This window comes from Superficieibacter sp. (genome assembly GCF_032071645.1).
Lineage (GTDB): Bacteria > Pseudomonadota > Gammaproteobacteria > Enterobacterales > Enterobacteriaceae > Superficieibacter.
Genome location: NZ_DAMAPU010000004.1, coordinates 406,190 through 426,296, shown reverse-complemented (window position 1 = coordinate 426,296; position 20,107 = coordinate 406,190). Strand labels below are relative to the sequence as shown.

At 50.3% G+C, this 20,107-nt stretch carries 22 protein-coding genes and 1 pseudogene; 11 read left to right on the top strand and 12 right to left on the bottom strand.

The window, feature by feature from the left end:
- Positions 1 to 62: 62 nt before the first annotated feature.
- On the top strand, positions 63 to 599 hold the full coding sequence (locus RT197_RS11115; RefSeq protein WP_312950386.1) for an SLATT domain-containing protein: 537 nt from the start codon (positions 63 to 65) through the stop codon (positions 597 to 599).
- Positions 596 to 1,969 (top strand): reverse transcriptase domain-containing protein, encoded by a 1,374-nt coding sequence (locus RT197_RS11110; RefSeq protein ID WP_312950384.1) that lies wholly within the window; start codon positions 596 to 598, stop codon positions 1,967 to 1,969. The genes RT197_RS11115 and RT197_RS11110 overlap by 4 nt, the downstream gene beginning before the upstream one ends.
- A 186-nt stretch (positions 1,970 to 2,155) precedes the next feature.
- Here RT197_RS11110 and RT197_RS11105 read toward each other — a convergent pair whose 3' ends face one another.
- Both RT197_RS11105 and RT197_RS11100 read right to left on the bottom strand, forming a co-directional pair.
- A complete protein-coding gene (locus RT197_RS11105) occupies positions 2,156 to 2,668 on the bottom strand; it encodes a hypothetical protein (RefSeq protein ID WP_312950382.1) in 513 nt (170 codons plus the stop codon).
- Between the two features lie 123 nt (positions 2,669 to 2,791).
- Positions 2,792 to 4,309, bottom strand: a complete 1,518-nt coding sequence (locus tag RT197_RS11100) for an RNA-directed DNA polymerase (RefSeq protein WP_312950379.1) — start codon at positions 4,307 to 4,309, stop codon at positions 2,792 to 2,794.
- A gap of 323 nt (positions 4,310 to 4,632) precedes the next feature.
- Here RT197_RS11100 and yafN point away from each other — a divergent pair, with 323 nt between their 5' ends.
- The 8 genes and pseudogenes from yafN to RT197_RS11060 all read left to right on the top strand — a co-directional run bounded on the left by yafN (position 4,633) and on the right by RT197_RS11060 (position 9,559).
- Positions 4,633 to 4,926, top strand: a complete 294-nt coding sequence (gene yafN / locus RT197_RS11095) for a type I toxin-antitoxin system antitoxin YafN (RefSeq protein ID WP_009111694.1) — start codon at positions 4,633 to 4,635, stop codon at positions 4,924 to 4,926.
- Positions 4,923 to 5,327 (top strand): type II toxin-antitoxin system YafO family toxin, encoded by a 405-nt coding sequence (locus RT197_RS11090; RefSeq protein ID WP_312950375.1) that lies wholly within the window; start codon positions 4,923 to 4,925, stop codon positions 5,325 to 5,327. The genes yafN and RT197_RS11090 overlap by 4 nt, the downstream gene beginning before the upstream one ends.
- 301 nt (positions 5,328 to 5,628) lie before the next feature.
- A pseudogene (locus tag RT197_RS11085) lies at positions 5,629 to 5,799 on the top strand (Arm DNA-binding domain-containing protein); the annotation flags it as partial.
- Positions 5,800 to 5,939: 140 nt separating this feature from the next.
- On the top strand, positions 5,940 to 6,752 hold the full coding sequence (locus RT197_RS11080) for an RNase A-like domain-containing protein (protein ID WP_312950373.1): 813 nt from the start codon (positions 5,940 to 5,942) through the stop codon (positions 6,750 to 6,752).
- 12 nt (positions 6,753 to 6,764) lie between these two features.
- Entirely contained in the window at positions 6,765 to 7,058 is a 294-nt protein-coding gene (locus RT197_RS11075; RefSeq protein ID WP_312950370.1) for a contact-dependent growth inhibition system immunity protein, read from the top strand.
- A gap of 578 nt (positions 7,059 to 7,636) precedes the next feature.
- Positions 7,637 to 8,155 (top strand): phospholipase D family protein, encoded by a 519-nt coding sequence (locus tag RT197_RS11070; protein WP_312950367.1) that lies wholly within the window; start codon positions 7,637 to 7,639, stop codon positions 8,153 to 8,155.
- A gap of 263 nt (positions 8,156 to 8,418) precedes the next feature.
- On the top strand, positions 8,419 to 8,712 hold the full coding sequence (locus tag RT197_RS11065; RefSeq protein ID WP_312950362.1) for a hypothetical protein: 294 nt from the start codon (positions 8,419 to 8,421) through the stop codon (positions 8,710 to 8,712).
- A 169-nt stretch (positions 8,713 to 8,881) separates the two neighbouring features.
- Positions 8,882 to 9,559 carry a helix-turn-helix domain-containing protein gene (locus RT197_RS11060; RefSeq protein WP_312950359.1) on the top strand — a complete coding sequence of 226 codons (678 nt, stop codon included), beginning with the start codon at positions 8,882 to 8,884 and terminating at the stop codon, positions 9,557 to 9,559.
- On the opposite strand, the gene RT197_RS11055 is transcribed toward RT197_RS11060, so the two are convergent.
- The 5 genes from RT197_RS11055 to RT197_RS11035 are packed head-to-tail and all read right to left on the bottom strand — an operon-like array spanning position 9,527 to position 14,327.
- The gene (locus tag RT197_RS11055) at positions 9,527 to 10,135 is read right to left on the bottom strand and encodes a 2-dehydro-3-deoxyphosphogluconate aldolase (protein ID WP_312950357.1); all 609 of its coding nucleotides are present in this window, start codon (positions 10,133 to 10,135) and stop codon (positions 9,527 to 9,529) included. The two genes, RT197_RS11060 and RT197_RS11055, sit on opposite strands and share 33 nt — an antisense overlap.
- Positions 10,125 to 11,018 carry a 2-dehydro-3-deoxygalactonokinase gene (locus tag RT197_RS11050; protein ID WP_312950355.1) on the bottom strand — a complete coding sequence of 298 codons (894 nt, stop codon included), beginning with the start codon at positions 11,016 to 11,018 and terminating at the stop codon, positions 10,125 to 10,127. The genes RT197_RS11055 and RT197_RS11050 overlap by 11 nt, the downstream gene beginning before the upstream one ends.
- Positions 11,015 to 11,911, bottom strand: coding sequence for a dihydrodipicolinate synthase family protein (locus RT197_RS11045; protein ID WP_312950352.1), 897 nt, complete (start codon positions 11,909 to 11,911; stop codon positions 11,015 to 11,017). Before RT197_RS11045 ends, RT197_RS11050 begins: the two co-directional genes overlap by 4 nt.
- Positions 11,905 to 13,068 carry a mandelate racemase/muconate lactonizing enzyme family protein gene (locus tag RT197_RS11040; protein WP_312950350.1) on the bottom strand — a complete coding sequence of 388 codons (1,164 nt, stop codon included), beginning with the start codon at positions 13,066 to 13,068 and terminating at the stop codon, positions 11,905 to 11,907. Before RT197_RS11040 ends, RT197_RS11045 begins: the two co-directional genes overlap by 7 nt.
- 17 nt (positions 13,069 to 13,085) lie before the next feature.
- Entirely contained in the window at positions 13,086 to 14,327 is a 1,242-nt protein-coding gene (locus tag RT197_RS11035) for an MFS transporter (RefSeq protein WP_409529688.1), read from the bottom strand.
- Positions 14,328 to 14,647: 320 nt separating this feature from the next.
- Between RT197_RS11035 and zinT the strand changes: the two genes are divergently transcribed.
- Positions 14,648 to 15,301, top strand: a complete 654-nt coding sequence (zinT, locus tag RT197_RS11030) for a metal-binding protein ZinT (protein WP_312950345.1) — start codon at positions 14,648 to 14,650, stop codon at positions 15,299 to 15,301.
- A 38-nt stretch (positions 15,302 to 15,339) separates the two neighbouring features.
- Here zinT and RT197_RS11025 read toward each other — a convergent pair whose 3' ends face one another.
- From RT197_RS11025 to RT197_RS11005, 5 genes are read right to left on the bottom strand one after another with little or no spacing between them, the layout of a single operon-like run.
- Positions 15,340 to 16,032: a sulfurtransferase gene (locus RT197_RS11025; protein ID WP_312950343.1), complete on the bottom strand. Its 693-nt coding sequence runs from the start codon at positions 16,030 to 16,032 to the stop codon at positions 15,340 to 15,342.
- Positions 16,033 to 16,041: 9 nt separating this feature from the next.
- On the bottom strand, positions 16,042 to 17,460 hold the full coding sequence (locus RT197_RS11020; RefSeq protein WP_312950340.1) for an MFS transporter: 1,419 nt from the start codon (positions 17,458 to 17,460) through the stop codon (positions 16,042 to 16,044).
- A complete protein-coding gene (locus tag RT197_RS11015; protein ID WP_312950338.1) occupies positions 17,457 to 18,242 on the bottom strand; it encodes an ABC transporter ATP-binding protein in 786 nt (261 codons plus the stop codon). Before RT197_RS11015 ends, RT197_RS11020 begins: the two co-directional genes overlap by 4 nt.
- Positions 18,232 to 19,065 (bottom strand): ABC transporter permease subunit, encoded by an 834-nt coding sequence (locus RT197_RS11010; protein ID WP_312950335.1) that lies wholly within the window; start codon positions 19,063 to 19,065, stop codon positions 18,232 to 18,234. The genes RT197_RS11015 and RT197_RS11010 overlap by 11 nt, the downstream gene beginning before the upstream one ends.
- 17 nt (positions 19,066 to 19,082) lie before the next feature.
- The gene (locus tag RT197_RS11005) at positions 19,083 to 20,096 is read right to left on the bottom strand and encodes an ABC transporter substrate-binding protein (RefSeq protein WP_312950333.1); all 1,014 of its coding nucleotides are present in this window, start codon (positions 20,094 to 20,096) and stop codon (positions 19,083 to 19,085) included.
- Between the last annotated feature and the right edge of the window lie 11 nt (positions 20,097 to 20,107).

Below are 20,107 nucleotides of genomic sequence, written 5' to 3'. Positions count from 1 at the left end.
GGATGTTCAATAGTTTCCAATTTCCCCTGTCTCTCTTTTCCCATTTTGCTATGGAGACGTTCATGCTAGATAAGGTATGGTTTACCTATAAGGCACGGATTCAGGCACATCATCGATTAGAGTGGATGGATACACACTCTCAATTTCTGCTCGTTTGGTATGCTATTCTAGGAGCTATTTTGGCTATAGTTGCAATTCGTTACCCGACTGTATTTGGTCAGAATACTGATATTTTTGGTGCTGTGTTGTCAATTGCATTGCTTGGTGTATCACTTTCTGTTGCAAACAGAGATTTCCGAGGCCGGGCAATGAATATGCGTAAGAATTATTTGGCATTGCAACATCTATATAATGAAATGAATTCCAGAGGGGAAATAACAGAAGGCCATATTATAAAATATGATGAACTGTTAAATGAAGTGGAAAATCATAATGCAATGGACGACAAAATTTTTCGAGTAAGAAATTCCTCACAGTTAACGTCTCGAAAACCGGGCTGGATAGAGTATGGGCAAGTTTACGCTTATACTATTATTAAATATATTATGTTAATGTTTTCATATCTGGCTCCTGTTATCGTGGCATGGTGTCTGCTATGAGTAATGCGGCTCGTAGTTTTAAAAAGTGCTTTAGCTCTAAGAATTTGAAGAAAATATATTTTGATAAAATTAAAGAATCAGGAGCAATTGGCATAGATCGGGTGCAGCCAAGTAGTTTTGAGAAAAATATCTCATCCGAAATAGCCCTGATAGTAAGAAAGGTTTCTGTCGGCAACTATAATTTCACTGCATATAAGGAAAAGTTGATTTCCAAAGGGGCACATTCATTTCCCCGACAGATTTCTATTCCAACGGTACGAGACCGGATCACGCTTCGAGCACTTTGTGATGCACTCATTGATGTATTCCCCAAAGCAAAGCTTTCGCTTCCTCAAGTGGTGATAGAATCACTTAAAGATTCTATAGTTTCTGGCAAATATTATGAATATGCCAAAATTGATCTTAAGAATTTTTATCCTTCGATTCCTCATGCACTGATTGTGCATTCGGTCAAAAATAAAATTAGAAAACCAGAATTCAGGCATTTAATTTATAGTGCTATTTCTACACCGACAGTAAGTGAGGGGCAAGGAAGTAAAGGTGTAATTAAAAATAGCGTTGGGGTACCGCAAGGTCTGTCTATTTCAAATGTTTTGGCTGAAATTGCATTACAAAAAATTGATGAAGAAATCAGCCTTATGAAAGATATTTGGTATAAGCGATATGTTGATGACATTCTCATATTATCCCCCGCCGGTCGAGCTACCGAAATCGCCAATGCTATTGTAAATAAATTGGAAAGTATTGGTCTCTCTCCTCATCCAATAGGTAATGCTGAATCTAAGTCAAAGGTAGGTTTATTGTGTGAGTCATTTAATTTTCTGGGTTACAAGGTGAGTGAGCAAGGGGTTGGAATCAGGAGAGATAGCGTTCTTCGCTTTGAATCATCGCTTGCAAAAATATTTACTGCCTATCGACATGCATTATCTAAAGCTAAAAGCAAGAAAGATAAAGCACGAGCCATAGCATATTGCCAGTGGAAGCTAAATTTGCGAATTACTGGTTGTATTTTCGATGGAAAACGTATGGGCTGGGTGGCTTATTTCTCCCAAGTATCTAGTACGGTTCAGTTCAGAGCTGTTAATCATACCATAAGAAAATTGACGGAACGGTTCGAGTTAGATAAAGATATCAAGTTGAAATCGTTAATCAAAACGTTCTATGAGTGGCATCGTGGAGATAAAGACTCTCACAAGTATATTCCTAATTTTGATTCGTTATCGATTGAGCAGCAAAGGGAGATTGTATCTTTATGGATTGGAGAAGAAGAGGTCAAGCAGCTAAGCCATGCAGCAGTGACTAGAATCTTTAATTATAAAATTACCTCGTCTATCAAAGAACTTGAGCAAGATATTTCTGGTTTTTCTTGACTGAACTTCCCGTTTTTTATAGTGAGTACGAGGTAGTAGCTATTACGAGGGTAGTTCGACTTAATACTATTGTATTTATCATTTAAATCATTTTGCATCAATCAATGGATCAGACATGCAGGTTATTATCTTAAACCGACCTTAATAAGGGTTTCTATAAAATATAAAAATTCGCTACTGGACTAATTAAATATCACCTTGAACTGATTTATGCATTTCTTTTTTTATTCTCTCCAAAACCTCGTCAGTTAATCCATACTTAAGTGCTGCAGAACTGGAAATTGGTTGCAGTATATTTTCAACTGAATTGAATAATTCAATAACCTTTTCAAGTTCTGTAATCATTTTGTTACGACCAGATTCATTTATGAAATCTAAAGCGTGATCGACAAAGTATGCGTGAGCTAACCAGTTTCGTGTCTTTAAGGCTAATGACAATGTATTCTCAATGTCATCATCTAAAACACTGAGTTTTTTTATTGAATTTAAAAGATTTCCCATGGTTTTTTTTAATAACATCTCATCAAATCTATCAAAATCCTCCTCCCATTTCTCACTTGTGCTAAATTTAGGTACGTTTTCTTTGAAAAAATCAAAGAAAATTAATAGCTGGACTATTGACTGTTCCACACATTGAGCCCTATACATTGCGAGTCCAAAGTATGCGTAAACTTCTTTACAATGTTCAGATGTATCCATAATGGCCTGTATTATACTGGGATTATGGGAAAAATTTACACCATCTTTGTATACATTAACACTGTTTTATTATATTTACTGATTGATACTTTATCGTAACCAATAAAAATAACATGTTAAAGTTCATCGGGATGTATCCATGACCCATTTTATGATCCACCGATCTAATTCCTCCGGAGTATTTTTCTCAATATTTCTAAGCCAGTTGTTGCGCTCATCTTGAGGAAGGATTTTTGTTGATCTTAATATGGCTCGTTTTCCTTTTTCACCCACGTAAAAGACTTTATTTTTATTATCTCTGACCCATGAGACATTTTTTGAGGTCATTGCGGCAAAAGCTTGATTTTCAATAAAATCACTTTGATTTATAAATCTTTTTATCTCTGCAATTTGGAGTAAAATTTCACTTGCTGAGAAATACCACTCTAACCAATATCTAACCATACTTTGTTTTATAGACGGAGCAGATAATAAAGAAATAAAGTTATCTTTATTGTCATTTATCCATTTGGTATTTGATAGTGCCTGAAAATAAAGGATGACATCATTGATGACAGGTGAGAAAAATTCAAAATTCTCAAAAATTATGTTCGCCACGAATTCAATGCGATTCGATTTCGCTTTTCTAATCAATGCCCTAGCGAGCCCAAGATCGATAGTGTCACGTTTTAAAAGTTGTTCCGAAATATATTTCAGATGTCCTTCCAGGTCGGGTTTTTGTTCAACTAATATTTCTTCATGCTTAACGACCCCGGAATATGGGTTGAAAATTTCAAGAGTTTCGAATATTTCAACCTTCTCCATTTCGTATTGATTATGAAGTACGCCCTCAACATATTTTTCTGTTTCTTGAATAAAGGTTTTATCCGATGCAAGAGTAAGTCGATGATTTTCATGTAAATATAAGGTGAGTTTTTCTAATGTTTTCTCAAGTTCTTCTCTGGAGTCAGAGAAAATTCTTATGTCATCTACATATCTCGTATGTTCTACACCTAAATTTGTAATGTATTCATCGATATCTATTAGTACAGCTTCAGACATTATTATGCTTGCTGCTGGGCCTACAGGGACTCCTTGTGAAGCTTTATCGTTCAGGGAAGAGATGAATCCTTCTGTATCATCTGCAATATTTTTTAAACTTGGGTCGGCGCGCTCAATCGCATTGTTAAGTCGGTGTAAATAAATTTGATTGTAGAAATCAGTGATATCGGTCACCAGTATATATTGGTATTGATTAGTGAGGTTCATGATCATATCAGTGAACATTTTAAAACCTGCGTTCTTCTCAAAAAAGCCACCTTCATCGATATTAAATCGATAAGAACATGCAATATTTTCACCAGCTCTTACCTGTTCTATTTTTTCAGTTATTAAATACGCTAAAGCGGTATAGATTATCGTATCAAGAGGCTCAAGTTGATGGACTATTCTATAACTTCCTGAGGGCTTTTTAGAGGCCATTGTCAACGGATGCTTGGTTCTGAATTTCCCAACATTGCTTCCTAATAAATGTTTCTTAACGTCCTCCCATGAGTGCCAAATAGCTTGAAATTCAAAAGCTTTTGGAAAGAAGTCAGAATCGTAATAATATTCAATATGCTTTTTAGCAAATTCAACAGAATCGTCTGTAAGTTTACTCATAGTTTAAAATTCTTATTTTCCTAAAGCGGCAGGATACTTATACCCACCACAGACTGTATGATGAACTCCACACTGTTTTTTAACAGGTAAGTTTTCCGTAACCAGTATTCACTTTATCATCTCTACGTAAATTTAAACAGGTTAATCATTGAGATGCTTAGTTTTTTCAGTTAAGTAATATGAAATCTGCCACATTCTCATAGCTCATCCTGCACACGTTTGAAGGTTTTGATGTCTCTAAAGGTTTTATAAATAAACAAAAATTGATGCACACTTTGATGTGCATTATAATGTATGTAATAAAACACGCTTTCAGGTGGTCTATGGAACGCATCCTTGCAGAAAAATCTATTAACATCACTGAGTTAAGAAAGAACCCGGCGAAGTATTTTATTGATGAGCCGGTTGCCGTTCTTTCCAACAACCGTCCTGCTGGCTACATGGTCAGTGCCAAGGTGTTTGAAGAACTGATCGATCTGTTGGAAGAGAAGCAGGGCAGGGTTCATACCGCTGCGCGGTTCAGGCCAACGGCTGAGCGTTTAAGTGATATTGCGGATAGTGGGCAGAAACTGCTGCAAAATGCCTCCGACAAGGATCTGACTGAGTTCACGGAATGAGTATCAGGATTTTCAAGTCAGCACTGATCCGTCAGCAATTGAGCCAACAAGAGCTTGATGATTTGGCGGCGGATTTTCTGTCCTACAAAAAGGATGGCGTGTTGCCAGATACCTTTGGTCGTGACGCACTCTATGATGATGACCGCACCTATCCCTTGGTAAAAGAGGAGCAGGTGGCCCACATTCATCTTGCCGATGCGGATGCCCCTTTCCCGAAGTTTTTACGTCAGTTCAAACGAACCAGCGATCAGGCGCATTTGGTATACTGCCAAGGTGCGATGGATCCCGATGCCTATCTGCTGATTATCATCCTGAAACCCGAAGCGCATAAAATGGCGCGCAACAATAACCATATGCATAAGATCGGGATGATGGCTGAAGCGTTCAGGATGAAACATTAAGTTGGTCAAAAAACACCCAGTTATTCAGGGCAGAAAAACATATGGGGGCATCGTTGGGGGCATGTAGGCAGTTGAAACAGAATATTAGCTAATACTATCAATATGATAGTGGTCAGGTATTGTTCCTATTATCGCACCATCTCAAGTTCCTCAAACGTCCGTATTCATCCATAAAAACCCTGATTTATAACGATTTTAGTGCTTTTTAGTCCATCACTGTCCGTAACCATCCAGTAGAATCCGATACAGAATGTGTATAGGATTGTGTATATGTTCCTGTTCGATCTGGATTCCTATACACATACCTTTAAACGATATGCAGGTTCGTCGCGCTAAACCTGAAGCTAAAGCCTATACACCTGGAGATGGGCAAGGGCTGTCATTACTTATAGAACCTAATGGAAGCAAGAGCTGGCGGTTTCGCTATCGTTATGCCGGTAAACCTAAAATGATCTCGCTTGGTGTCTATCCAGGACCGGCAACAGCCGGTCTTTTTATATCAGTTAAATATGATGAAATTGAATAAATAAGAAAGGCTAAGAATTTATTCTTATCAACCGAAGAAAGTTTAGGCTATTGTCGAGTAAGGATATGAGGGTATGGGATACTGTTATGGAAGAAGGTGGAATGGTCGTTGTTATGTCGCCGGTACAACTGGCGGCGGTGCTTTTAGATAAGAGCGTCACAGAGGCGGAAACGCTGAGTAACCGACTATTGGGTGGACTTGGTGTTTTACTCGGAGCGGTAGAAATGGCCGGTGCTACGGTACTATGTATCGCGCCAGAACCAACTGGACTGACGAAAGCGGTTGGTGCACATAGTCTTGACGCCGTTCAAAGCGCAGCCAGACAGGTGATAACAGGTCGTGATACGCGCTCAGCCACCTGGCAGATTGCTGTGAGCGCAGCAAGAGAACTTGGTGCCGATGAAAACACAGCTCTCAATATCGGGATGACAGTGGATATTGCCGTTCCGCTTGGATTTGCAGCGGCTATTGGTGCCGTCCGGGTAGCTGCAATTAAAGCTGGTCGCATCAAATTGATCCAGCATGAATCAGTTACAGGTCTCAAACCCGGGGGACATACACTCGCAAATCATATCGGAAAAACTGATAGTGAGTTACTTGCCCGATTAGAGCAAAATAAGCGACTTATTATGTCTTCAACGTTTAAAGATTTAAATGTTGCTGAAAATGTTATTTCGAGAGCGGTCTATCTTAATCGAGCAAATATCAAATCCTTACTCGGTGGTGGTAAAAACGGTGGACGCCTTACCATCAATTATCCTGCCGGTCAGGAGGTTGGGTACGGATTCACGCGAGGCAACACACAGCGCATCAGCATGCGTGGAGTGAGGATTGTTATCGAACTGCAAGAGTATAACGGAAAACCTTACTATATCCTTACAGCATTCCCGACCCCATAGGACAGGTGGATTATGCAAAGTTTCTATCATCTTGATCAGCTGATTCAGGGTTATTTCAATCAGGATCATGACCTCATAAATGAGGGGGAGGATACTGTTGAGGGCACTATTGAACTGTATAAAAAAACAGCTCCCAACTGGATGTTAAAAGAGTTAGCCGAAGAGGTTGATTCTTTCATTGAGCTTTACCGAGACAGGTTGGATGATGAGTTCAAAGGCCGGTATGGATTTGATTTTTCGCCTGAGTTGTGGGATTCAACCCCATTCGATTTCCTGATGACGGTGCGCAGACTTGCCCTTTCTTAGTAGTAGCTACAGGACGACAAACCCGCAACGGCTTAACCAACCTCAGACCGGCAACAGCCGGTCTTTTTCTTTCTAAACATATCTTAAGGGTGAACGATCCACTTTTCACCCTTCACCGTATGTTCACCATCTAACCGTATGAAATTCTTTGTAAAAAATCAAAGGTGAACAGTGTGAACAATTAAATGAAAAAAACTTTTTCTGACGCATCAACAAGTTCAAAAATTGAACGCCATCGTCGGTGAGTATATTTTTATTTTTCGAATGATAAATTTCTTCATAAATCATTGCATTATCGTATTTTGTTGGTTCCTGTTATCCCACCAAAATCACCCCTCATCTAAAATCACCCGCCCCTTACCCCATGATTTTTCGCATACAACTCCTGGCCTGAGCCTTTCCCACCGCCCCAAATATCAACAACAGTTAAACATCCCATCAATTCACGACTGCCCACACTCCGACCTTGATCGCTGTCAACTCAGACATTCCGCATTCGTAAGATTCTGGCGGCATTAAATGGCTCCCGGTGAGCAACCGGTCAGCTTCACTTGCGATGAGTTATCCCTGTGCGAACAATGATTTTTATCGCAACGATCAGCGTTGCCGCAACGGCATCAGCCGCTCCAGTCATTACCGCTGGTTTTTCACCTGAAGGCTCCGCCCATAAACTGGTGCTGCGCTCTATCAATCAGGCGCAACGTTCTGTCGACATGATGGCCTATGAATTCCAGGCGCCGGATGTGGTGGATGCTCTCAATCATGCCGCTGAACGCGGTGTGCGTGTTGATGTGGTCATTGATGCCCGATGTAACCGCAGAAATATAAAAGCGCTGAACGCTATACAGTCGGCTACTGATCATGGGGTACACATACGCATTGACAGTCATTATCACATACAGCACGACAAAGTGATGATTATTGATGGCAATACGCTTGAAACTGGCTCATTTAATTACACCACGCTTGCTGAAAACGCCAACAGTGAAAATCTGCTGGTAATTAAAAATGCGCCTGACCTTATTCGTAAGTATAAAACCCATTTTGCAATACGTTGGGGATTAGGAATACCCTATACCGGAGGCGGATTTGCATGACCTTTCATCTGCCGAAGAAAACGGTCATCGCGGGCCGGGCGTGGTGATATTTACGTGTACCTCTGACAGCGTCTGGTCATTTCGGGCTGCGAGAAATACAAGTATAACGCTGTATTGTGGTTCTCCCCGCTACTTAAGTAAAATAATTCCCGCACGCTCTTAAATTCTTTTATGCTGTCGTTAACGATCTTTGCTAAAGATCAACTCCGCCCTCCTGGCGAGTATTTAAACTAACCTCTCCCTCTCTTATGAGACATGCGATCATGAACGTGAATGCTCTGGTTTTGATCCTGCTGGCTATCGTTTGTGTTTTTATCTCCGATCCCGTTTTCGCTAAAACGACCCGTCTGTCTGACGATCAGGTTAAACAACAAATTATCAATGACTCTGTGGCGGCTTATCCCGGCACCTGTGCCTGTCCCTTTAACCGGGCCAGAAACGGCAGTTCCTGCGGACGGCGAAGCGCATGGAGCAGGGCGGGAGGATATGCGCCCCTGTGCTATAAAGACGAAGTCACGCAAGATATGGTCAAACAATGGCGCGAGCAGAATCAGTAATAATCTATTACTGCAGAACGTAATGAAGCCGCTTTTAACCAGAGCGGTTTCATTGTGATTTACGGCAAAATATATTCTCTGTCGGGTCTGATACCTTTCATGCGTTAAATCACCTACTATGTACCGACCTCTTTAATCCTGACTTTCCGACAACCGATAAGCGAGCACAATGAACAGCACCGTCTATGATGCCTTTCGCTGCCTCAACCTTCTGGCAACGGGAAACCGCTCTTTTGGGATCAGGGAAATCGGCCGCCTGCTGGGGCTGGATTCAGCGAAAGTTACCCGGCTGATGCAGACGCTACTGAAGCTCGAAATGGTGCAGCAGGATGCCAGACGTAAATACAGCCTGGGGATGGGAATACATCGTCTGTCGGCCAGCGCGATCCACAACTCGGCATTTTATACTGCGGTATTGAATATGCTGGAAGAGACGGGCAGTCATTCGGTATCCATCGTTATTGGCGTGCTGAGCGGCAATAACGTGGTGTATTTACTGCATACGCGCGGCGGAAAAAGTATTGCCCGCGCAATTGGTAATTATGAATCCGTGCCGATTCGCGATTCTGTTATCGGTATTAAATTGCTGGCAACCATGAGCGATGAAGAAATTATCGATCGGCTGGGTATTCATGATTATCACCTGCTGAAAAACGACATTGAAAACGCGCGGCATCATCAGGTGTATGGTAAAGCCTATTCGGAGCAGGATTATCGGCTGGCGTGTATTATTCCGGGCATGCAGGCAGCGATAGCGCTGTCTAATATTCATGGCGACAGGCTGAATATTGACAGCCTGCGCCAGTTCTTAATGTCAGCGGCGCGAAAAATCAGCGGCGTTGAGTAGTTTCCGGCACTGTTCGGCGGTGGCGGCAACCCTCTGGCCCGGTCGGTATAATGCTGAACCGACCCCGACGCTATCGTAATGGCGCAGAAAATCTGCGACGTTTTCCACCTCCACGCCGCCCACGGCGGAAAAATGCACCTCGCCAGACAACGGGCCTTTGATAATCTGCGGATAATTGAACGGCAGCGCGCCCGCCGGGAAAACCTTCAGCACGTCCACGCCAAGCTCGCAGGCGGTAAAAATTTCAGTGGCGGTAAAAACGCCCGCACAGACGCGCAGGCCGTAGTCCTGCGCCGCTTTCACCACCCGCGCGTCCAGATTAGGGGTGAGGATAAATTGCCCGCCCGCCTGGGCGCAGGTCGCGACGTGCGCTGGAGTAAGAACAGTACCCGCCCCGCATTGTACGGCATGCCCAAATGCCTCATGCACCCGCGCCAGGCTGGTAGCCCAGTCGGGAGAATTGGTGGTGATCTCAACGGTGGCGATGCCGTGTTCCAGCAGACAGGCGACCTGATCCACGCTCTCTTGCGGCGTAATGCCGCGCAGAATGGCAACGATCCGGGCGTTAAGCGTCATAGCGAAAAACCTCATTCAGACCGGCAATCAGCGCGGTTTCTGCCGCCAGCGTGGCGCAGGGCAATTCCAGCGCGTCACAGACATTCTGGTAAAGCGGCAACAGCGCGCGGCTACCGATAAAACAGACCTTTTGCTGACCGGGATGGCCCTGTAAAACCTCATGCCCCAGCAGCAGCCCGGAAAGCCACGAGCCTGCCGCCGTCGGTTCCAGCTCTCCCAGAATATAGCGCCCGCGACAGCGAAACAGTTCAGCGACCAGCGTACTGTCGCCGCGCTGTACGGCCTGCGCGGTCGCCACGCCGTCAAAAAAGGCCGCCCCGGAGGTCGCCTGAACGGGTAGCCCTTTGCCGACTACCGACTGATGCAGGACCAGATTCCACAGCTCTCCGGTCATCAGCGTGCGTAAGCTCTCCACCCGCTGCTGCGCGCGATTAACTGTCATCCACTTGCTGTGAGTGCCGACCGCCGCAAAAATCGCGTTATCGGTCAGGGCGAGTGCGCCCGCCAGCTGCATCTCTTCGCCCCGGCAAATCTCATTAACCCGCCGGTCGCAGATGCCGGGCCGCAGGGTCAGCGGATTAGGCAGAATGCCCGGCAGTTCGCGGCCTCTGGCCGTCAGATCGCGAAAGCTCAGCGGCAGTTCCATGTAGCCCGCGTCGGCAATGCCGATATTGCTGCCGATCATGCCGCACAGCAGCACCGGCAACTGGTCATCAAAGGCGTCTTCAAGGCGCGAAAGCTGCTCGCGCAGAATCGACGGCAGCGCCTCGCGCTGGCACCGCCCAACGCCGCAGGTATCTTCCACGCTGCGGATCACTCGCCCCTCACGCACGCTCAGCGCGCGAAAATTGCTGGTGCCCCAGTCCACGGCAATATAGTTCATTTCCCCGCCTCCAGAACGGCCAGCGCCAGCGCATCGGTCAGATCGCGAAGTTCATCCTGCGTCACCCGATCGATCCTTTTTGCCGGTTCCCGAACCACGTCGGTGGCAAAAATACCCGCCTGATGCAGCACCGTCTTATGGATCGCCACGCCAATGCTCGGCTGCACGCCGTAGCGCAGGAACGGAAGATAACGATAAAACAGCGCCTGCGCCTCGCGCCGATCCTGCTGCCACGCACGCAGGATCGCATTAATCACGTCAGGGAATTCGCAGGCGGGCATAGTGCCGATAATGCCCCGGCGCAGCTCTTCATAAAGAAAGCCAGCGTTCAGCCCGCCAAACAGACCCACCCGATCGCCCAGCGCGTTTTTCAGGGCGGTGATCTTCAGCGTGGTCGGCGGCTGTTCAACTTTGATGTATTTGATGGACGGGAAATCTTCGCACAGCTTCACCAGCGTCGGGACCGGCAGAGTGACTCCGGTCATCAGCGGCGCATCCTGGATCATGATGTCAATATCGCAGGCACGGCAGATATCGCGCCAGAAGTGATAAATCTCTTCCGGGCCGGGTTTGACGACTGACGGCGGGTTAACCATCGCGACCTGCGCGCCCCAGCGCTGCACGCGCTGAATATCTTCAATCGCCACCGCCGAAGATGCGCCGCCCGCCGCCGCCACCAGCGGCAGATCGCCGGTAAGCCGTTTAACGCAGGCAAAAAGCGCTTCTTTTTCAGCAGTGGTCAGCGCGTACCCCTCCGATGCATTGCCGAACAGCGCCAGACCGTCAACGCCCTGCGCCAGCAGAAACTTCACCAGCTTTTCCATTGACGCGAAATCAACGTCGCCGTGCGCATCAAACGCCGTCGCCAGAATTGGCACATTACCTTTTAACATGTAGCCCCCATAACAGATTCACGAACGCGATCTTCATTAATATCAATGCCCAGCCCGCTGCCTTCCGGCAGGTGATAATGTCCCTGCTCGCAGACCAGCGGCGTGTTAAGTAACTGATTAGCGATGGCGAACACCGGCGGCTGGTACTCCAGCATAAACAGATTAGGGATCGCGGCGGCGACGTGGATGGAGGCGGCAATGCATGGCCCCAGCCCCACGCTCAGATGCGGCGCGACCTGAAGATTCCACGTCTCCGCCAGCGATGCGATGTGCATCAGTTCACTGATACCGGTACGCCCAACGTCCGGCTGGAGAATGTCGGCGGCACGCTGCTCAATAACGGGTTTAAACTGATAGCGGGTGCGTTCGGTCTCGCCCAGCGCAATCGGCACAGGGCTGCGGGCGCGCAGTTCGCGATGACCGGCGATATCTTCCGGCAGCAGCGGCGCTTCCAGAAAGCCTAATCCCAGCGGATGCAGGGCGTTCGCCAGTTCCGCCGCCTCGGTGACGCTGTAGTTCCAGTGGGCATCAAGAAAGATCTGCGCCTCGTCGCCCAGGGTTTCGCGGATAGCGCGGACATTCGCAATATCTTCTTTTACGCCATAGCCCAGCGCCAGTTTGACGGCGTTAAATCCCTGCTCCTGCCAGCGTGCTGCCAGCGCACAGCGCGCGGGCAGATCCGGCTCCGGCAGGCCGGAAACGTAGCAGGGGATCGTCTCGCGGTACGCGCCGCCCAACAGTTGATACACCGGCTGCCCGAGGATCTTGCCTTTCAGATCCCAGAGCGCGATATCCACGGCGGCGATGGCATCAACGTGATAGCCGGTGATATGCCCGCGATCGCGCATCGCATCGTACATCTGAGAATTCAGTACCGCGCTGGCGAAGGGAGACTGGCCCTTCAGCAGCGGCGTAAACAGGTGTGCGATCAGTTCGGCAATCACCTGGGGCACCACCGGGGCCAGCGCCTCGCCCCAGCCGACATACCCGTCATCGGTGGTGATTTTTACCAGACAGGTTTCCATCTTGCGTGAATACACGCAGCGGTATTCGGGGCGGTAGTAATAATCGTCTTCTTCCTCGTCGACATTACCGCCCAGATACGCCTGACGAGGGGTAATTTTTAATGGAAAACATTCTACGTGGCTGATTTTCATAACAACTCCAGGTCACATTAATCGAGGATCTTTCCGGCGGTTTCTTTGGCGAGCCACACGGCAACAAGTGAAATGAGCGCGGTGATCATCACGTACCACGCGGGCGAGAGCGGATCGCCGGTCAGGGAAATCAGGCCAGCCGAGGCCAGCGGCGTCACGCCTCCGAACACCGCGACGGTCAGGTTATAGGCGATGGCGATCCCACCGTAGCGGATGGCGGTCGGGAACAATTCCACCATTGCCGCTCCGCAGCCACCGTTAAACATCGCCACGAAGACGCCGAGCATACTCATGGCAGCAATCGAGGAGGCCACCGATCCCTGACTCATCACCAGCATCGCAGGCCAGGTCAGCAGGATAAAACCGACGCAGCCCATCAGCATCAGCGGGCGGCGACCCCAGCGGTCAGAGAGATAACCGGTGATGGGCATACAAATCGCCACGCTCAGCAGGCCGAGGGTAGTGATCAGGTAGGAGTCCGTGCGGCTGTAATTAAGATGCGTGGAGAGATAGCCGGGCATAAACGATTGCAGCACCCAACTGCTCACCGCCTTGATCACCACAAAACCGGTACAAAACAGCAGCGCGCGCATGGAGGTCGACAGCGTTTTGCGCAGCGGTGATTTTTCCAGCTTGCCGCTGGCTTTCAGTTTATGAAACTCTGCGGAATCCTCCATGTTCCGGCGCATGTAGAGGCCGCCAAGTCCGAGCGGTGCCGCCAGCAGGAAAGGAATGCGCCAGCCCCAGTCGTTCATTACTGTCTCACCCAGCATATGGGTCAGGAACAGCACCAGCCCGGAGCCGCAAACAAAGGCCATAAAGCTGAAGTTTTCGCTCCAGCAGGTGAGCGTCGCCCGGCGATGCGGCGGTGCGCTTTCTGCCAGATAGGTGATCACGCCGGAGCTTTCACCGCCTGCGGCAAAGCCCTGCACCAGACGGGTCAGCACCAGCAATATCGGGGCAAGAATACCAACCTGATCCCAGGTCGGCAGAATGCCCATCACAAAGGTGGAAATGGAGGTAATGACGATTACCGTCACCAGCACCTTGCGCCGTCCGAGGCGGTCGCCCATCGAACCAAAAAACAGCCCGCCAATCGGCCGCATCAGAAAGCCGGAGCCGAAAACAGCGAAAGATTTCAACAGCGCCACCGCCGGATCGTCGCTGACAAAAAAGTTACTGGCAATAATGGCCGCCAGGGTGCCGTAAAGCCCGAAGTCGAACCACTCAATAAAATGGCCGACGCCCGCCGACAGCATGATTTTGGCGGTGCGTCTGGCGGGGACTTTTTGCTGACCGCCAGCCTCATCCCCGGCGTAGTGAATTCCTGTTTGAGCCATGTAACCTCCAGAAGGTTAAGCAGGGTATCGTTTTGTTATTGGTACGCTGAGTGTAGAGATCGCAGGCTTGCTGGCGAATGCAGTGCCGGGTTGCGTGAAACGGGTCATAGATTGCGACTGAAAAACGCTTCACATAGTGAAGCATTAACATTGACGCCGAAGGAAAGGGGCCGTGATGTTGCCATAATGTTTGTTATGTTATATTGTAACAATTCATATCGAGTATACATTGAGGGGGAATGCTGGTGGGTCAATTTAAAAAGGGTGCGCTGGTAGTCGGTCTGTTGTTTATCAGTGGTCAGGCGCTGGCTCATGCGCATCACTCACACGGTGCGCCGCTGACCGAAGTAGAACAGAAAGCGGCAGAAGGCGTTTTTGACGATAAAAACGTGAAGGACAGAAGCCTGACCGACTGGGACGGCGTATGGCAGTCGGTTTATCCGCTGTTAGAAAGCGGCGATCTTGATCCGGTTTTCAAAAAGAAAGCGCAAAAAGAATCAGGCAAAACGGCTGAGCAAATCAAAGAATATTATCGTAAAGGTTACGTCACGGATGTCGGGATGATCGGCATTGAGAATGGCGTGATGGAGTTTCACGTGGGCGATAAGGTCAGTAGCTGTAAGTACGACTACGCGGGCCACAAGATCCTGACCTATACCTCCGGTAAAAAAGGCGTGCGCTATCTGTTTGAGTGTAAAGACGCCAACAGTAAAGCGCCGAAATACGTACAGTTCAGCGATCATATCATCGCCCCGCGCAAGTCGGCGCATTACCATATTTTCATGGGTAACACGTCGCAGGATGCTCTGCTGAAAGAGATGGATAACTGGCCGACTTATTATCCGTACCAGTTAAGCAAAGCGGAAGTGGTTGACGAAATGCTGCATCATTAATGAAATTCACCGTCAGGACATCGCCCTGACGGTTTTTTTCAGGCGTCCCGCTGGCTCCACGCGCTCCATGAGCCGACGTACAGCGCCGCATCAAGACCCGCGTCGTGCAGCGCCGCAACCAGCCAGGCAGAGGCAATGCCCGACCCGCAGTAGGCAACCAGCGGGCGGCTATCGGTCAGACCCAGCGCCGCCAGTTTTACCTGCCGTTGCGCGCGCGGCAACAGCCTTCCTGGTCCGTCCTGAAGCGTAGCGACCGGCAGCGAAATCGCGCCGGGCAAATGCCCTTCCTCAAACGCCGCTGTACCGCGCGCATCCACCAGTTGGACGTCGTCTGCATGACGCAGAATGTCGTCGGTAGTCACCTCGCGAAACGTTGCAGTCTGCCCAGGCGGGTGCGCGGCTTCACTGCCTTCCGCCAGAATAAAGACGTTATTATGCCCGGCCCAGTTCAGCACCCACCACGCCCGTGCCGCCTGGCTACCGTTTCCGGCGTCATACACGACGATTGGCGTTTGGTTATCAATACCGGCTTCGGCAAGCCAGTCCTGAACGGCCTGTTTTTCCGGTAGCGGTAGCCGCCCACGCCGCCCGCCGCCTGCCTGCGCATAGTGAGGGATCAGCGTGGCAATCAGCGAGCCGGGCCACAGATCCGCTGGCGGTGCGTCATTCTCGGTGATGAATACCCGCCGGGCATTCGCGGGTGGGCGGCTTATAAAAGGGGAGACAGTCATCGCATTTCCTCATTTTTTCAACAGGGCATTGCCCGTATCAGATGGCATACGTAAACACATCACGGCGCTCAGCAGGGCAAGTAACGCCAGTAGCAGCCAGGTCCACAGCAGGCTGTCAGCCGTGGTTTCGCCGGGCAGATCGCTGAAAAAGCGCAGCAGCAGTGCCGCCAGCGCCACACCGAGCGCCGTCGTCAGATTCTGGATAGATAAAAAGAAGCTGGTCGCCGAGGCCAACTGCGGCTTTTTGACGTCGGCATAAGCCAGCGTGCCGAAGGCGTTCATCTGCAATGAGCGCGCCCAGCCAAAACCAAACAGCGCCAGAACATAAACCACCACTGCATCCTGCGGATGGAGAACGCCCGCCAGCGCCAGGCAAAGGGTTGCCAGCAGGCCGTGCAGCGCCAGACCGTTACGGTAGCCCAGCCTGCGCAGCAGACGGGTGCTGAAAAATTTCATGCACAGTCCTCCGGCGGCGGGGATCAGCACCACCATCCCGGCGTACAGCGGACTGTAGCCATACCCTTTCTGCAGCGTCACCGGCAGCAGAAACGGCAGCCCGCCAACCGCAATACGAAATATCGACCCGCTCAGCATCGAGGCGCGAAAGCTGTAAAGCTTCAGCAGCGACAGGTTGAGCACCGGGGAACTGACCCGCGTGGCGTGAAGCCGATAGCCGATCATAAACAGCAATCCGGCAGCAATGGCGATGCCCACGCTTAGCGGCTCATGCTGCGCTTCACCGAGCGCGATCAATCCGTAAATCAGGCAGGAGAAGCCCAGCCCGGTCAGGAGCGAGCCGGTTTTATCCAGCCGGACCTCACGATCCCCGGCCGTGGCGGGTAAAAAGCGCCATATCAGCGCCAGAGAGAGTAAACACAGCGGCACGTTTACCCAGAAGATCCAGCGCCAGTTGAGCCAGGTGACAATCACCCCGCCGAGAAACGGGCCAATCACCGGGGCAATCATGGCGAGTAAAATCACCAGCGCCATGGCCTCGACCAGTTCATGCCGGGCCGCCGAGCGCAGGACGATGAGCCGTCCGACCGGTGCCATCAGCGCGCCAGCCAGACCCTGAACAAAGCGCAGCACAATCAGCAACTGCGCATCGTTAGCAAAGCCACAGGCGACAGAAGCCAGCATAAACGCAGCGATAGCCAGTGAAAACAGCGCCTTATCGCCGTAGCGTTCGGCCAGCTTGCCGCTGACCGGGATCAGCACCGTCAGCCCCAGCAGATAGGCGGTGATGGTTGCGCTCAGGGTAATGACGTCGCTGCCAAGACCGATCGCCATATCAGGCAGGGCAGGCGCAACGATCGACGAATCGAGTTGCTCAATAAAAAAAACCGCCGAGATGATCCACGCCACCCGGCGCGTTGCCGGAGAGAGCGGCGGCGACACGCGCTCTTCCGACGCGCTGACCGTCGTCATTGCGCCTCCTCAGTGGTCGTCTCCTGGCCTGCAATCAGACGGCGCAGGTCCTGTTTCACCTGGCGCTGAAGATCAGGGTCGCCTTCCCACTGCGGACGGGTAAAGATCCCCACCACTTTGCCAGGCCGATCCAGCACCAGTATCCGGTCAGAGACTTCCAGCGCTTCATCCAGCGAATGGGTGATCTGATACACCGTCTGGCCTCGCGCGCGGGCAATCTGTTTGAAATCATGACGTAGCGCGCTGGCGGTCACTTCATCAAGATGACCAAAGGCTTCATCCGCAATCAAAATATCCGGTTCGGTGATTAACGCCCGGGCAAAGGCGACCCGCTGGCGCATACCGCCGGAAAGCTGATGCGGAAAGGCATTTTCATATCCGGCAAGGCCAACTCTGGCGAGCAACTCCGTCGCGCTGGCAAAGGTTGCGCGGTTGCGGGTACGCAAGATTTCCAGCGGCATCAGCACGTTATCTATTGCGCTACGCCACGGCAGCAGCCGGTCGCTCTGAAAGACGCAGCCGATACGCCCGCGCAGGCGCTGAAAATCCTGATACGGATCGACACCCAGCACCCGCACGCTGCCAGAAGAGGCGGGCAGTAAGCCCAGCAACAGGTTGACGCTGGTGGATTTGCCGCAGCCGGTGCGGCCCACCACGCAAATATGCTCGCCTGTACGGATGCTGAAATGCAGATCGGTGATGGCCGTCGTTCCGTTCGCTTCGCCGCTGCGCGCAAAGTGGCGCGCGACGTGCGAGAACGTGATAGCCGGTTCAGTTGACATGATCGCGTACTCCATCGCCATGACGATAAAAAAGATAGTGGCGTTCAGCGAGGCTTATCACCGCGTTACTGGCAATCACGAACAGAACCAGCACCGCCGTCCAGGCAATCGTCTGATCCATGCGGAACATCTCCTGTGACACCCGCAGCTCATGACCAATCCCGGTAATGCCACCCAGCAGTTCCGCCATAATGGTAACGCGGGTGGCATTGCCAATATTGATACGCCAGCCGGTCAGCAGCGCGGGCAATATGGCAGGCCACCACAAAATACGCGCTTTCTGCCATGCGGAGGGGCGCAGGGAATGCACCAGCTCGACCCAGTCGCGCGGAATACTGCGCAGCGCATCGCGCGACTGATAAAAGAACGTGGGCAGGGCGGAAGTGATAACCACGAAAGCAATTCGCGCCTCGCTGTCGGCAAACCAGATAATGGCAAACAGCACCCAGCACAAGGCGGGAATGCCCTGCTTAAGCTCGATCAGCGGCAGCAGAAAGCGCTCGATATGCACATTCCATGCGGCGAGCAGTCCCAGCAGGGAAGAGATGACAAACGATCCGGCAAGATACAGCAGAATGCGTGCGTAGGTCGTCCCGACGGAAGACCAGCCTTCCGGGCTGGAAAGCAGGGTGACGATATTGGTGAAGATCTGCGTCAGCGACGGGAAAAACATCGGCGTGGAGTAGTGCGATCCCCACATCCAGCCTCCCAGCAGTACGGCAATCGCCAGCGCACCTTCCCAGGGGAGGCGGCGGGTTTTTCGTCTGCCCGCCCGCTTCTCGCGGGCGGTGATTTTCACAGAGTGATTCGATATCTGGCTCACAGGCTTTTGCTCGCGCGTTAAGGGGCAACGTTAAAATCGGGCACCAGAGACTTCAGTTCCTCATCCGTCAGCGGACGGGGCAGGAGTTTTGCTTCCGGCAGCAGCTTCTGGGTCAGCAGGGCGATGGTCTGACGGTGCGGTGCCAGCGGTTCGATGCGAATAAGATTGCGATAGCGGCGCAGCACTTGTTCCATCGCCGGGACATCCAGCTTCGCGTCTTTTGCCACCAGCTTCGCGGCCTCTTCAGGATGCGCGGCAATGAACTCCGCCGCCTCGCGGTTGGCGCTGTAAAAACGACGTGCCAGATCCTGGTTTTCCGGCTTAGCGATCCACGCTTGTGAAACCCCGGTCGTCACCTGCGGAACAAAATCAGTGCCGGAAATCTTCTTCCACAGCGCCTGGTTAAAGACCGCAATGGTGTGATATTCACCGTGGCTTTGCTGCACCGCGGCCGCGCCTTCAATTGGATTCACCAGTAGCGCATCGACCCGGTTAAGCTGTAGCTCGGCGAGAAAAGCCGCCCCGCGCACGCTGGAGGATTTGACGGTTATTTTCTGCATATCCAGTCCCTGCTGTTCAAAAAACCATTTGGATAATGCCCAGCCGCCGGAAATGGTATCCGTCAGCAACGTCTTACCCTGTAAATCATTAAGGGTTTTAATCGCCGGATCTTTCACCACGATATCCGATTCAAAATTAAATACGTTCCACAGCAGCGCGATATCGGCGCCCTGTTGTTTAAAACGGGATACCGCAGGAATAGCGGCGCAGTAGCAGAACGGATCTTTACCGGTGGCGAAATCGGTATAGGCGACATTAGACGGCTTCTGGGTCACGTTCAGTTTGAAACCGTGCTTTTTATCCAGCGCCAGATGCTGAATTAACGCCGGGACCCAGACGCTTTGCGACGGCGCGGCAAATACGGTGATATTTAATTCCGGCACCGTTTCGGCTTTTACGCCGGACGCCAGAAAAGTCATCAGCAGCAGGGCAGAAACCACGCCGCGAAATAAAGTTCTAAAGTAATTCATCATTATTATCC

Bases quoted from the DNA above. Each gene is read 5' to 3' on its own strand.
- RT197_RS11115 (WP_312950386.1), top strand. From the start codon at position 63: ATGCTAGATAAGGTATGGTTTACCTATAAGGCACGGATTCAGGCACAT.
- RT197_RS11110 (WP_312950384.1), top strand. From the start codon at position 596: ATGAGTAATGCGGCTCGTAGTTTTAAAAAGTGCTTTAGCTCTAAGAAT.
- RT197_RS11105 (WP_312950382.1), bottom strand. From the start codon at position 2,668: ATGGATACATCTGAACATTGTAAAGAAGTTTACGCATACTTTGGACTC.
- RT197_RS11100 (WP_312950379.1), bottom strand. From the start codon at position 4,309: ATGAGTAAACTTACAGACGATTCTGTTGAATTTGCTAAAAAGCATATT.
- yafN (WP_009111694.1), top strand. From the start codon at position 4,633: ATGGAACGCATCCTTGCAGAAAAATCTATTAACATCACTGAGTTAAGA.
- RT197_RS11090 (WP_312950375.1), top strand. From the start codon at position 4,923: ATGAGTATCAGGATTTTCAAGTCAGCACTGATCCGTCAGCAATTGAGC.
- RT197_RS11080 (WP_312950373.1), top strand. From the start codon at position 5,940: ATGGAAGAAGGTGGAATGGTCGTTGTTATGTCGCCGGTACAACTGGCG.
- RT197_RS11075 (WP_312950370.1), top strand. From the start codon at position 6,765: ATGCAAAGTTTCTATCATCTTGATCAGCTGATTCAGGGTTATTTCAAT.
- RT197_RS11070 (WP_312950367.1), top strand. From the start codon at position 7,637: ATGATTTTTATCGCAACGATCAGCGTTGCCGCAACGGCATCAGCCGCT.
- RT197_RS11065 (WP_312950362.1), top strand. From the start codon at position 8,419: ATGAACGTGAATGCTCTGGTTTTGATCCTGCTGGCTATCGTTTGTGTT.
- RT197_RS11060 (WP_312950359.1), top strand. From the start codon at position 8,882: ATGAACAGCACCGTCTATGATGCCTTTCGCTGCCTCAACCTTCTGGCA.
- RT197_RS11055 (WP_312950357.1), bottom strand. From the start codon at position 10,135: ATGACGCTTAACGCCCGGATCGTTGCCATTCTGCGCGGCATTACGCCG.
- RT197_RS11050 (WP_312950355.1), bottom strand. From the start codon at position 11,018: ATGAACTATATTGCCGTGGACTGGGGCACCAGCAATTTTCGCGCGCTG.
- RT197_RS11045 (WP_312950352.1), bottom strand. From the start codon at position 11,911: ATGTTAAAAGGTAATGTGCCAATTCTGGCGACGGCGTTTGATGCGCAC.
- RT197_RS11040 (WP_312950350.1), bottom strand. From the start codon at position 13,068: ATGAAAATCAGCCACGTAGAATGTTTTCCATTAAAAATTACCCCTCGT.
- RT197_RS11035 (WP_409529688.1), bottom strand. From the start codon at position 14,327: ATGCTGTCGGCGGGCGTCGGCCATTTTATTGAGTGGTTCGACTTCGGG.
- zinT (WP_312950345.1), top strand. From the start codon at position 14,648: ATGCTGGTGGGTCAATTTAAAAAGGGTGCGCTGGTAGTCGGTCTGTTG.
- RT197_RS11025 (WP_312950343.1), bottom strand. From the start codon at position 16,032: ATGACTGTCTCCCCTTTTATAAGCCGCCCACCCGCGAATGCCCGGCGG.
- RT197_RS11020 (WP_312950340.1), bottom strand. From the start codon at position 17,460: ATGACGACGGTCAGCGCGTCGGAAGAGCGCGTGTCGCCGCCGCTCTCT.
- RT197_RS11015 (WP_312950338.1), bottom strand. From the start codon at position 18,242: ATGTCAACTGAACCGGCTATCACGTTCTCGCACGTCGCGCGCCACTTT.
- RT197_RS11005 (WP_312950333.1), bottom strand. From the start codon at position 20,096: ATGAATTACTTTAGAACTTTATTTCGCGGCGTGGTTTCTGCCCTGCTG.